This is a genomic window from Enterobacter cloacae complex sp. IR5458 (assembly GCF_049238025.1).
GTDB classification, from domain to species: domain Bacteria; phylum Pseudomonadota; class Gammaproteobacteria; order Enterobacterales; family Enterobacteriaceae; genus Enterobacter; species Enterobacter kobei.
In genome coordinates this window covers 24,193-36,609 of sequence record NZ_JBMKIF010000007.1, presented here as the reverse complement: position 1 = coordinate 36,609, position 12,417 = coordinate 24,193, and the positions used below count along the sequence as shown (strand labels likewise).

Here is a 12,417-nt window from a genome sequence, read left to right as displayed (position 1 = left end):
CCTGAGTTACCGTTTTGCTTTTACCTCGAAGCCGCCACCCGGCGAGAAGGCTACCTCAACTGCTGCTGACGCAACGTCGCTTTCACCAGACGCCAGGCGCTCCAGGCACCAAAACCGCGGCGTGCCCAGCGGATGAGCATATTTGGATGACGAACCGTCCAGATAGCCATTACGCTACTGCCGACCAGCGCCCATGAACGCAGGCTCAGAAAGGTATTCCAGCCACGGTCAAACCGCCGCGTCGCGTCAATCCAGTCGCGACGGCTGGCAGAAAGATCCAGCCGTTGCTGCTGGATCTGACTCAACAGGTAGGCTTTGCGCTTCTGACGTTCGGCTTTATCGCTCACGGCTTGTCATCCTCCAGCAGGGCGCGATCGTTAGCCAGCTCCTGACGCGTATGGCGCAGGAAAGTCGACTTGCGTGCTTTGCGCAGCGTCCAGATGCCGCCAATCAACGCGGCGACCAGCAAAACGACGGTGGTGGCAATCATCGCGTTGAGTCGATACTGCGGATCAATGGCCCAGATGATTAACACCATCAGGCTCATCAGACCAAACGCGGCGAAGAGCATGGTCAGGCCGAGCATCAGCAGCATCTGGAAGAGATTTGCTTTCTCCTCTTCCAGCTCGACCACTGCCAGCCGGACGCGCGTTTCGGCAATCCCGACCAGCGTAGTTAAAATACGCTGACCGATGCCGAGGACGTTGTTAGCAGGCCCTTGTGCGTGACGAGGATCTTCCATATCAACGACGCGTCAGAAGAACACCCAGTACCACACCGACTGCGGCACCAATACCTACCCCCGTCCATGGATTATCGCGCACATATTCGTCCGCGCGAGCCGCCGCTTCACGGGTCTGTTTTGCCAGTGCATCACCGGTTTCACCCAGGCGGTAGCGGCTCTCTTTCAGTGCCTGCTCCGCTTTGCTACGCAGCTTGCTCACTTCTTCTTTCGACTTGTCGGCGGAAGAGTTCAACACCTCTTCAAGGGTATCGGCCAGGGATTTCAGTTCAGCGCGCAGATGTTCAGACGTCGTATCTTTTGACATGATTCTCTCCTGTTGAGATTTCCGTTAACTCAATAATCGCGAGCTTCCAGCGCTTTCAGGTCGTCCTGCGCTTCTTTCAACTTCTTCTCGCGCTTAGCAATTTTTTCCGCATCCCCTTTCTCTTTCGCTTCCTGCAGGTCTTGACGGCGCTCGGCTATCTCGTCCTTCTGTTCAGCGATTTTTTTCTGATGATCGGCACGTAGCTTGCTGTCTGTACAGTTTGCTTTCACTTCGCTCAGCGCTTTTTTTAAGACCATCAACACGGTGCTGATTGTTATGCTTTTCGGCATAACCGATCTCACGCTGAATATCCTGTTCTTTCTCCTGACAGAGAGAGTTGGCGAAGGTCGCTGTGCTTAAAGAAAAAAGGGCCAGAGCCAGAGTCATGCGGAATTTCATTATCGAAACCTTCCATTGTGTTGCGGCGTAAGCCGCTTTCCAGAATGATGCGGAGTACATTCGAGGGGTGCTCCGCGTACTTAAGCATAGTAAGTAAACGGGGGATTCACCAAAGTGAGTGAAAAGATTCGGAATCCTGGTAATTATCCAAACCGATGCGACGTATCGCGAATCAATGACAGCCACGCCGCTGGCTGGTTGTCATCTTCCTGCTGGGCAATGATATACCCACGCGGCAGCGTACGGTCAAGAACCGCTTTCGCCGCGGCGCTTTGCGTGCGGGAGTCAAACTTGATCAGTAGCACATCGTCTTTCGGCGTAATGCTTTTAAAGCGGATCCCGTTCGCGTCCAGATGATGCCAGACAGAGAAACCGTCGGGCACGCTGGCGCCCTGATTAACCGGACGAATGGCCAGCGTAGATTCCTGATGTGAAAGCGCGCTCCAGGCCAGCAGAAGGGCGCAGAGGAACATCAGTACAATGAATGCACAGGCAGAACGGCGCAGGGCGAGGGGAGAGATAACCATCGTTAACCTCGCGCTCCGTACTTTTTCTTCCACAGAACGACCAGCGAGCCAATCAGGCCGAAGACCAGCAGAACCACTGGAAGCAGCATCAGACAAGACATCAGCTGATCTTCATATTTCATGAAGACCGGCGTTTTACCCAGCGCATAGCCCAGCGTCGTCAGGATCAGCACCCACAGCAGGCCGCTCATCCAGTTAAAGAACTGGAAGCGCGTGCTGCTCAACCCGGACAGCCCGGCAATGGTGGGCAGCAGGGTGCGCACAAAGGCAATAAAGCGGCCCATCAGCAGTGCGGAAAGCCCGTGCTTATGGAAAAGGTGATGCGCCCGCTGGTGGTAATGCGCCGGCAGATGAGAAAGCCAGTTCTGTACGATCCGGGTATTGCCCAGCCACCTTCCCTGGATATAACTTACCCAGCAGCCGAGGCTGGCCGCGATGGTCAGTAATAAAACGGTTTGCGGGAATGCCATTGCCCCTTTGGCACACAGCACACCGACAAGCACCAGCAAACTGTCACCCGGTAAGAAGGCCGCAGGCAGCAAACCATTCTCCAGGAACAGGATCATAAATAAGACAAAATAGAGCATGCCAATCATGGAAGGGTTGGCCAGCGTTTCAAAATCCTGCGCCCAGAGGGCTTGCAGTAGTTGAGTCAAAAGTTCCATTCAGTGTTCCTGGAAATCGGTTAACGTCACGCCTGTTAGCCGGGACAAACAGTACGGCGACATTGTTGTGATTTCATTATGGTCGCTCGCGGACACATTGCGGTGTGGCCAACACTGTTCCCTGTTAATTGGCTGGTTAGCAAGCACTAACTTACAAAATAACGAAGTGAATCCAATTGTAACAAAGCCCAACGTTCTGCGTCACAGAATTTGCAGGGTGAGGTGATTTTGGCGTAAGCCCTGGAAGTGAGCGAGGGGATTTACAAAGGCTGACACTATATATGTTTTGCTTACCCACTTAAGCCGGAAGGCGCAGCGAAGCGCCTGCCAGCAGAAAGGTCATCTATTTTGCGGCACTGGGTGCCGTATCAAGATGAACCACTGGATTATCAGCAAAAAGGTAGCGGTCTGCGTTAAATTCGAAGTCGTCGCTGGTTTCATTGAACAGCATCTGCTTGGTGTTTTCCAGATGTTGCCACATCGCCAGTTTTGCCGCGTGAGGATCTTTACGAATCAGCGCCTTAAGGATTTGATCATGATCGTCACACCAGTTGTCGACGGTGCGGGAATCGATATGATCGTGCAGTTTTTTCCAGTAAGGGTTGTGAACGCGCTGAGTCCACATTTTCTCAACGATTGCCGCCAGCGCCGTATTCTGGGTTGCCAGCGCAACCTGGACGTGAAACTGCAGGTCCCACTCAGAATCCCGGAAACATTTTTCTTTGCGGGCGTTCTCCTGGATTTCCATTAACTTCATGATGTCCTGCTTGGTCACCTGCGTCGCGGCAAATTCGGCAATATTGCTTTCGATTAACTGGCGAGCCTGGAGCAGCTCAAACGGACCATAGCTGGCGAATTCCAGACTTTCATCCGTTACCGGAGAGTGTTTAGGCTGATTGGAAATCACATGAATACCGGAGCCTTTGCGGACCTCAACATAGCCTTCCACTTCCAGCATGATAATGGCTTCACGCACGACGGTACGGCTCACGCTTTTTTCATCGGCAATGAAACGCTCGGCGGGAAGTTTATCACCGACAAGATAGACTCCTTGCTCGATGCGATCTTTCAGCTCCGCAGCAAGTTGTTGATATAAACGACGTGGTTCGGTGATGTCCATATGCGCTCCAGGCAGGGTACGGCAGATGATTTGTTATACCACTTCTGCGTGCCACTCTCCAGATTTTGACATGAAAAAAGCCGCTACGGAGCGGCCTTTAAATGCCGGGTAAGGCGAAGCCGCCACCCGGCACAGCGATGCTAACTCTGCGTGGCCGGTTTCCCGAGCGTCTCTTTCTGCAGCTCCTCGGCGGATTTGTTTTTCAGTACCGTCCAGATCACTACCGCACCCATCAGGTCGAAGACGGCCAGCACGGCGAACAGCGGGCTAAAGCCGATGGTGTCTGCCAGGGCACCCACTACCAGCGCAAACAGCGTACTTGCAGTCCATGCCGCCATCCCGGTCAGGCCGTTAGCGGTGGCGACTTCATTACGGCCGAAGACGTCAGACGAGAGCGTAATCAGCGCGCCGGAAAGTGACTGGTGAGCAAAACCGCCAACGCACAGCAGCGCGATAGCCACGTAAGGGCTGGTGAACAGGCCAATCATCCCCGGTCCAATCATCAGCAGTGCGCCCATGGTCACGACCATTTTACGGGAGACAATCAGGTTCACACCAAACCAGCGCTGGAACAGCGGAGGAAGATAGCCACCCACGATACAGCCCAGATCGGCGAACAGCATCGGCATCCAGGCGAACATCGCGATCTCTTTCAGGTTAAAGCCGTAGACTTTAAACATGAACAGCGGGATCCACGCGTTGAACGTCCCCCAGGCAGGCTCAGCGAGGAAGCGCGGCAGGGCAATACCCCAGAACTGACGGGTGCCCAGGATCTGCCAGACGGACAGTTTCTTGCCGTTGTTGACCTGATGCTGCGCTTCCTGACCGCCAATAATGTATTCGCGTTCTTCTTCGGAGAGTTTTTTCTGGTCGCGCGGATGCTTGTAGAAAATCAGCCACGCCATTGCCCATGCGAAGCTCAGCACGCCTGAGATAATGAACGCCAGCTGCCAGCTGTGCATCACGATAGCCCACACCACCAGCGGCGGTGCAATCATCGCGCCAATCGACGACCCCACGTTGAAGTATCCGACAGCAATGGAACGCTCTTTCGCCGGGAACCATTCGGAGCTGGCTTTCAGCCCTGCCGGGATCATTGCCGCTTCGGCGGCACCTACTGCACCACGCGCAAGCGCGAGCCCGCCCCAGCTGCCTGCCAGCGCCGTTGCGCCACAGAAAATGGCCCAGGTGACGGCGAAGAAGGCATAGCCGATTTTGGTGCCTAAAATATCCAGAACATAGCCAGCAACCGGCTGCATAATGGTATAAGCCGCGGAGTAGGCCGCAATGATGTAGGAATATTGCTGGGTTGAAATGTGCAGCTCTTCCATTAGCGTAGGCGCCGCCGCCGCTATGGTGTTACGCGTCAGGTAGCCCAGCACGGTGCCCAGCGTCACCAGTGCGATCATATACCAACGTAACCCTTTAATTTTACGCATCTAAAACCTCATCGTTATGTTATTTCCGTGCCAGAGCACGGCAACCTCTCAACCGTTTCCGGGAGCAGCTGTGTAACGGGAGGGGCGTAGCCGGAAGGTGTTTCCGGAACGGCCCGAACTTTGCCATCAGTAAGCGTCTTTCAGTCGGTATCCGTACCGTTAAATCCGATGTTTCACACCGGCAATGCATTCCGTCGGCTTATGGTTTGCGACGGCGAAAAGATAACTTGTTATACAACTTTAAAAGGTGAGTGACATCACAAATGTATGATTATTTGTGTGGGCATTCTGCTTTGCGGATGAAGCCAGTACTGGCGCGGGGTAGAGAAGAGTTTACGTCATTCAGGGGGATTTATTTGTTGGCGTTTATTGATCTTACTCACGAAAAAAACGTCTGCCGATGGAAATTGGTGTGATAACTTTGCAGCATATGAACATACGCTTTCTGACGCTCCCGTAATGAGGATGACGATAATGACGCCGTTTATGACCGACGATTTTCTGCTAGATACCGAATTTGCTCGCCGTCTGTACCATGACTATGCCAAAGACCAGCCGATTTTCGACTACCACTGCCACTTGCCGCCGCAGCAGGTTGCCGAAAATTACCGTTTCAAAAACCTGTATGACATCTGGCTGAAGGGTGACCACTATAAATGGCGTGCGATGCGCACCAACGGTGTGGCTGAGCGCCTGTGTACCGGCGACGCCAGCGACCGCGAGAAGTTTGACGCCTGGGCCGCGACCGTTCCACACACCATCGGCAACCCGCTCTTTCACTGGACCCATCTGGAACTGCGCCGTCCGTTTGGCATCACCGGAAAACTGCTTTCACCTGCCACTGCGGATGAAATCTGGGACCAGTGCAACGAACTGCTGGCGCAGGATAATTTCTCCGCACGCGGTATCATGAAGCAGATGAACGTGAAGATGGTGGGTACCACCGACGATCCCATTGACTCCCTGGAACATCACGCTGTCGTGGCGAAAGATACCTCTTTCGATATTAAAGTGTTGCCAAGCTGGCGCCCGGACAAAGCTTTCAACATCGAACAGGCCACCTTCAACGATTACATGGCGAAGCTGGCCGAGGTGTCCGATACCGATATCCGCCGTTTCGCCGATCTGCAAACCGCGCTGACCAAACGTCTGGATCACTTTGCGGCACATGGCTGTAAAGTCTCTGACCATGCGCTTGACGTGGTGCTGTTTGCGGACGCCAGCGAAGCCGAGCTGGACAGCATTCTGGCGCGTCGTCTCTCGGGTGAAACGCTTAACGAGCACGACGTGGCGCAGTTTAAAACGGCGGTGCTGGTGTTCCTCGGTGCGGAATACGCCCGTCGCGGCTGGGTACAGCAGTACCACATCGGCGCGCTGCGCAACAACAACCAGCGTCAGTTCAAACTGCTCGGTGCTGACGTGGGCTTCGACTCCATCAACGATCGCCCGCTGGCGGAAGAGTTATCTAAACTGCTGAGCAAACAGAACGAACAAAACCTGCTGCCCAAAACCATCCTGTACTGCCTGAACCCGCGCGATAACGAAGTGCTGGGCACCATGATTGGCAACTTCCAGGGCGAAGGGATGCCGGGCAAGATGCAGTTCGGTTCCGGCTGGTGGTTCAACGACCAGAAAGATGGCATGGAGCGTCAGATGACGCAGCTGGCACAGCTTGGCCTGCTGAGCCGCTTTGTCGGCATGCTGACTGACAGCCGCAGCTTCCTGTCCTATACGCGCCATGAATATTTCCGCCGCATTTTGTGCCAGATGATTGGCCGTTGGGTTCACGCAGGCGAAGCGCCAGCCGATATCCAGCTGCTGGGCGACATGGTGAAAAACATCTGCTTTAACAATGCGCGTGACTACTTCGCCATTGAACTGAACTAAGGCCGTCTGAGGTTGATATGCAATACATCAAAATCCATTCGCTGGATAACGTTGCCGTCGCGCTGGCAGATTTAACCGAAGGGACGGAAGTGACCTTCAACAACCAGTCGGTGACGTTACGCCAGGCCGTTGGGCGTGGACACAAGTTTGCCCTGATCCCCATTGCGAAAGGGGAGAACGTGGTGAAGTACGGCTTGCCCATCGGTCATGCACTGGCGGATATTGCGCCGGGTGAATATATTCATTCCCACAACACCCGCACAAATCTGAGCGATCTTGACGAGTACAGCTATCAACCTGATTTTCAGTCGGAAGAAGAGCAGGCGGCGGATCGGGACGTGCAGATCTACCGTCGTGCGAACGGTGAGGTGGGGATCCGCAACGAGCTGTGGATCCTTCCAACCGTCGGCTGCGTGAACGGCATTGCACGCCAGATCCAGACGCGTTTTCTGAAAGAAACTCACGATGCTGAAGGTACCGACGGCGTACATCTCTTCAGCCATACCTACGGCTGTTCGCAGCTCGGCGACGACCATATCAACACCCGCACCATGCTGCAAAACATGGTGCGCCACCCTAACGCGGGAGCGGTGCTGGTGATTGGCCTCGGCTGTGAAAACAACCAGGTCGATGCCTTCCGCGACACGCTGGGCGAATTTGACCCGGCGCGCGTTCATTTTATGGTATGTCAGCACCAGGATGACGAAGTGGAGGCGGGCGTGGAACATCTGCACCAGCTGTACGAGGTGATGCGCCACGATAAACGCCAGCCGGGCAAGCTAAGCGAGCTGAAGTTTGGTCTGGAGTGCGGCGGGTCCGATGGCCTGTCCGGCATCACGGCGAACCCGATGCTGGGCCGCTTCTCGGATTACGTGATCGCTAACGGCGGCACAACGGTGCTGACCGAGGTGCCGGAAATGTTCGGCGCAGAGCGCATTCTGATGAGCCACTGCCGCGACGAAGAGACGTTTGAGAAGACCGTCACCATGGTGAACGACTTCAAACAGTACTTCATCGCCCATAATCAGCCGATTTATGAGAACCCGTCGCCGGGTAACAAAGCGGGCGGGATCACGACGCTTGAAGAGAAATCCCTCGGTTGTACCCAGAAAGCGGGGGCAAGCCAGGTCGTGGACGTCCTGCGTTACGGCGAGCGCCTGAAAACCCACGGTCTGAACCTGCTGAGCGCACCGGGTAACGATGCGGTCGCCACCAGCGCGCTGGCGGGGGCTGGCTGCCACATGGTGCTGTTCAGTACCGGTCGCGGCACGCCGTACGGTGGCTTTGTGCCGACGGTCAAAATCGCGACCAACAGCGAGCTGGCGGCGAAGAAAAAGCACTGGATTGATTTCGACGCAGGCCAGCTGATTCACGGCAAAGCGATGCCGCAGCTGCTGACGGAGTTCGTGGACGCCATCGTGGCGTTTGCCAGCGGCAGACAGACCTGCAATGAGAAGAACGATTTTCGCGAGCTGGCGATCTTTAAGAGTGGTGTGACGCTTTAGGTTGAGTGCGGGCTGGTGCCCTCACCCCGGCCCTCTCCCACGGGGAGAGGGTGAAAACATTAAAAGCGGCAACCAGAGGTTGCCGCTTTGCTGTTAACCTCGCAGAGCGTTCTTCGCTAAACGCGCGTCTTCCGCCTGACAGGCCGCTGCGGTGAACAGCACATCGGTGGAGGAGTTCAGCGCCGTTTCGCAGGAGTCCTGCAATACGCCGATGATAAAGCCGACGGCCACAACCTGCATGGCGATCTCGTTCGGGATACCGAACATGTTACATGCCAGTGGGATCAGCAGCAGCGAGCCACCCGCCACGCCGGACGCGCCACAGGCACACAGAGAAGCCACCACGCTCAGCAGCAGCGCCGTTGGTAGATCGACCGGAACACCTAAGGTATGTACCGCTGCCAGGGTCAGCACGGTGATGGTGATTGCCGCGCCCGCCATGTTCACGGTCGCACCCAGCGGGATCGACACGGAATAGGTATCGCGGTCCAGATTCAGCTTCTCCGCCAGCGCCATGTTAACCGGGATATTTGCCGCAGAGCTGCGGGTGAAGAAGGCATACACCCCGCTCTCACGCAGGCAGGTTAGCACCAGTGGATACGGGTTGCGGCGGATCTGCCAGAACACCAGCAGCGGGTTGATCACCAGCGCCACCAGCAGCATACAGCCGACCAGAACAACCAGCAGCTGCGCGTAGCCCCACAGCGCGTCGAAACCGGTGGTGGCCAGCGTGGAGGAGACCAGCCCGAAAATACCGATTGGCGCAAAACGAATCACCAGTTTCACCATAAAGGTGACGGCATTCGATAAATCGTTGACCAGATTTTTCGTGGTCTCGTTGCCGTGACGCAGCGCGAAGCCCAGACCAATCGCCCAGACCAGGATGCCGATGTAGTTCGCGTTCATCAGCGCCGTGATGGGGTTGGATACCATGCTCATCAGCAGACCGCGCAGCACTTCCACAATGCCGGACGGCGGTGTGATGTCACCGGCCGCGCTGGTCAGGTGCAGCGTAGACGGGAACAGGAAGCTAAATACCACGGCCGTTAAGGCAGCGGAGAAGGTTCCCAGAAGATACAGGAACAGAATAGGGCGAATGTTGGTTTTTTGTCCGTGCTGGTGGTTGGCAATGGAGGCCATGACCAGCATCAGAACCAGAACCGGTGCGACGGCCTTCAGGGCGCCAACAAAGAGGGTGCCGAGAAGCCCGGTGGCTTCTGCAGCGGGTTTTGACACCATTGCCAGCAGAATGCCCAGTACCAACCCGACGAGAATTTGTTTAACGAGGCTGCCCTGCGCCAGGCGCGCGAACAGACCGCTTGATTGTGTGCTCATACGTTATTCCTGAGTGAAATTGCGTTCCATCCTGTATGTGCTCTAAGTCACATTTATGTCCGGATGTAAGTATTTGTTTGCCTGGTTGAGTATCAGGGAAAGCAGGGCAAGGCGGAAGAGTAAAATGCTGGATTTTACGTGTTGCGTCATGTTTTTTAACTATTGGTTAACGGAAGTGCCGGGTGGCGCTGCGCTTACCCGGCAAAACGCACTAAACCTGCTGCTTCTTATCGTGCTGGCGGTTAACCCAGGTATTGATAATCAGCGTCACGATCAGAATGCCGAACACCACGCCGAGCGAGATAGCGATCGGGATATGGTAGAAATCGACGATCAGCATCTTGATACCGATGAACACGAGGATCACCGACAGGCCATACTTCAGCATCGAGAAGCGCTCTGCGGCACCTGCCAGCAGGAAGTACATGGCGCGCAGGCCAAGGATCGCGAACAGGTTAGAGGTCAGGACGATGAACGGATCTGTCGTCACCGCAAAGATGGCCGGAATGCTGTCTACGGCGAAAATCACGTCGCTCAGCTCAACCAGAATCAGCACCAGCAGCAGCGGGGTGGCAAACAGCAGACCGTTCTTGCGCACGAAGAAGTGCTCGCTCTCGATCTTATCCGTCATGCGCAGGTGGCTGCGGATCCACTTGACCAGCGGCTTTTCGCCAATACCGGTTTCATCTTCCTTCGCCAGCGCCATTTTGACCCCGGTGAACAGCAGGAACGCGCCGAAGACGTACAGCAGCCATTCGAACTGCGTAATCAGCCAGCTACCGGCGAAGATCATGATCGTACGCAGGATAATCGCACCCAGCACGCCATAGACCAGCACACGGCGCTGCAGTGACGCAGGCACGGCAAAGTAACTGAACAGCATCAGCCAGACGAAGACGTTATCGACCGCGAGGGCTTTTTCAATCAAATAGCCGGTGAGGAAGGCGAGCGCCTGAGGATCGGCCACCGCACGGCCTTCGGTTGAGGCCAGGTACCACCAGAAGGCAGCACAGAAGAGCAGAGAGAGGGTGACCCATACCAGGGACCAGACGGCGGCCTGCTTTATGGACATGCCGTGCTCACCGCGACGCCCCTGCAAAAAGAGGTCGATCGCCAGCATGATGAGCACGACAACCGCGAATCCGCCCCACAACATTGGAGTGCCGACAGAATGCATACTATTTTCCTTACACATAAAAAAACAAAAACGGCTATGGTCAGAAGACGATAGCCGTTAGCTTTTTATGCATAGACCTCGCCTTCCGGCAAGGTCTCACTTACAACCACGAAGGTTGCCCGGCGACCGGATGCGATTTTGCACGCATCGTAATGACGATCCACCGGCGAAGAAGTTACTCCCCTTTGCAGGTAACAAAATATGTCAGACCATCGGTTTCGTCAATGGTCTGCGCCTTTTCATTACACAGCTTTACGCGATAGCCTCTGCGCCCACGCCGTCTGCCGGGAACACCACGCCGGTCTGACGGCGGATCTCCGTTTGCAGCTTCGCCGTGGTGCGGCTCACCGCGAGGCCCGGGTGATTCACTTCGTTGTCTTCCACGAGACGGGCGAAGACCTCTGCCTCATAGAGCATAGTGTTAATATGCTGAGGCTGCGTCAGCTCCTGCGCTTTACCGCCGCGCGGCACAAAGCTCACTTTCTGACACTCGGAGATCTTCTCAATCACCAGCGACCCGGCTTCGCCCTGAATTTCGCTCGGCAGCACAGAATCACTGACTTTAGAGTGCTGCAGCGTGACGCTGAAATCGCCGTAATCCAGCACCACGACGCCGTGCGCATCCACACCGCTTTCCAGCAGGCTGGCCGTGGCCGTGACGCCGTGCGGCTCGCCCCACAGCGCGATTGCAGAGGCCAGGCAGTAAAAACCGATATCCATAATCGAGCCGTTAGAGAAGGCCGGGTTAAAGGTATTGGGGTTCTCGCCGTCCAGATAACGCTGATAGCGCGACGAGTACTGGCAATAGTTGATGAAGGCTTTACGCACTTTGCCTATTTTCGGCAGCGACTGCTGCAATAGCAGGAAATTCGGCAGGCTGGCCGTTTTGAACGCTTCGAACAGCACCACCTGGTTTTCGCGGGCAAGCGCGATGGCGGCTTCCACTTCCTGGATATTCGACGCCAGCGGCTTCTCGCAAATCACATGCTTTTTATGGCTGAGAAACAGCTTCGTTTGGGGGAAGTGCAGGGAATTCGGGCTGGCGATATACACCGCGTCTATGGCGTCGCTTTGCGCCATCTCGTCGAGAGAGGTGAAGAGATGCTCGACGAGGTAATCATTCGCAAAACTCTGCGCCTGCTCAAGGCTGCGGGAATAGACTGCGGTGAGTTTAAGTTTGCCGGTTTCGTGGGCGGCGTCGACGAACTGGCGCGTGATCCAGTTCGTTCCAATGACTGCGAAACGTATCATAAACGTTTACGTACTCCGTAGCGGGGAACCTTTAACCACTGTAGCACGTCATCATGACAATTC

At 55.5% G+C, this 12,417-nt stretch carries 12 protein-coding genes and 1 pseudogene; 2 read left to right on the top strand and 11 right to left on the bottom strand.

What is annotated here, in order from left to right:
* Window positions 1-50: 50 nt before the first annotated feature.
* From ACOTYN_RS07640 to ACOTYN_RS07605, 8 genes and pseudogenes are all read right to left on the bottom strand, one after another.
* Entirely contained in the window at window positions 51-347 is a 297-nt protein-coding gene (locus tag ACOTYN_RS07640) for a YqjK-like family protein (protein ID WP_014885330.1), read from the bottom strand.
* Complete coding sequence (locus ACOTYN_RS07635; protein WP_014885329.1) at window positions 344-742, bottom strand: phage holin family protein; 399 nt, start codon at window positions 740-742, stop codon at window positions 344-346. The genes ACOTYN_RS07640 and ACOTYN_RS07635 overlap by 4 nt, the downstream gene beginning before the upstream one ends.
* A 1-nt stretch (window position 743) precedes the next feature.
* Window positions 744-1,049, bottom strand: a complete 306-nt coding sequence (locus tag ACOTYN_RS07630) for a DUF883 family protein (protein WP_008503141.1) — start codon at window positions 1,047-1,049, stop codon at window positions 744-746.
* Between the two features lie 29 nt (window positions 1,050-1,078).
* Window positions 1,079-1,448, bottom strand: a pseudogene (locus ACOTYN_RS07625) (DUF1090 domain-containing protein).
* Between the two features lie 143 nt (window positions 1,449-1,591).
* Window positions 1,592-1,975: an EnvZ/OmpR regulon moderator MzrA gene (gene mzrA, locus ACOTYN_RS07620; protein WP_047027421.1), complete on the bottom strand. Its 384-nt coding sequence runs from the start codon at window positions 1,973-1,975 to the stop codon at window positions 1,592-1,594.
* 2 nt (window positions 1,976-1,977) lie between these two features.
* Complete coding sequence (yqjA, locus tag ACOTYN_RS07615; protein WP_014885326.1) at window positions 1,978-2,640, bottom strand: DedA family general envelope maintenance protein YqjA; 663 nt, start codon at window positions 2,638-2,640, stop codon at window positions 1,978-1,980.
* A 343-nt stretch (window positions 2,641-2,983) separates the two neighbouring features.
* Entirely contained in the window at window positions 2,984-3,760 is a 777-nt protein-coding gene (gene exuR / locus ACOTYN_RS07610; RefSeq protein WP_014885325.1) for a transcriptional regulator ExuR, read from the bottom strand.
* A gap of 140 nt (window positions 3,761-3,900) precedes the next feature.
* A complete protein-coding gene (locus ACOTYN_RS07605; protein WP_023331362.1) occupies window positions 3,901-5,199 on the bottom strand; it encodes an MFS transporter in 1,299 nt (432 codons plus the stop codon).
* 474 nt (window positions 5,200-5,673) lie between these two features.
* Between ACOTYN_RS07605 and uxaC the strand changes: the two genes are divergently transcribed.
* Window positions 5,674-7,086 carry a glucuronate isomerase gene (gene uxaC, locus ACOTYN_RS07600; RefSeq protein WP_014885323.1) on the top strand — a complete coding sequence of 471 codons (1,413 nt, stop codon included), beginning with the start codon at window positions 5,674-5,676 and terminating at the stop codon, window positions 7,084-7,086.
* 17 nt (window positions 7,087-7,103) lie between these two features.
* Window positions 7,104-8,591 (top strand): UxaA family hydrolase, encoded by a 1,488-nt coding sequence (locus tag ACOTYN_RS07595; RefSeq protein ID WP_023337835.1) that lies wholly within the window; start codon window positions 7,104-7,106, stop codon window positions 8,589-8,591.
* A 93-nt stretch (window positions 8,592-8,684) separates the two neighbouring features.
* Here ACOTYN_RS07595 and sstT read toward each other — a convergent pair whose 3' ends face one another.
* The 3 genes from sstT to ACOTYN_RS07580 form a co-directional block, all read right to left on the bottom strand.
* Window positions 8,685-9,926: a serine/threonine transporter SstT gene (gene sstT / locus ACOTYN_RS07590; protein ID WP_023331360.1), complete on the bottom strand. Its 1,242-nt coding sequence runs from the start codon at window positions 9,924-9,926 to the stop codon at window positions 8,685-8,687.
* A 211-nt stretch (window positions 9,927-10,137) separates the two neighbouring features.
* Window positions 10,138-11,103 (bottom strand): TerC family protein, encoded by a 966-nt coding sequence (locus ACOTYN_RS07585; protein WP_023331359.1) that lies wholly within the window; start codon window positions 11,101-11,103, stop codon window positions 10,138-10,140.
* A gap of 252 nt (window positions 11,104-11,355) precedes the next feature.
* Window positions 11,356-12,354 (bottom strand): Gfo/Idh/MocA family protein, encoded by a 999-nt coding sequence (locus ACOTYN_RS07580; protein ID WP_014885319.1) that lies wholly within the window; start codon window positions 12,352-12,354, stop codon window positions 11,356-11,358.
* Window positions 12,355-12,417 lie beyond the last annotated feature (63 nt).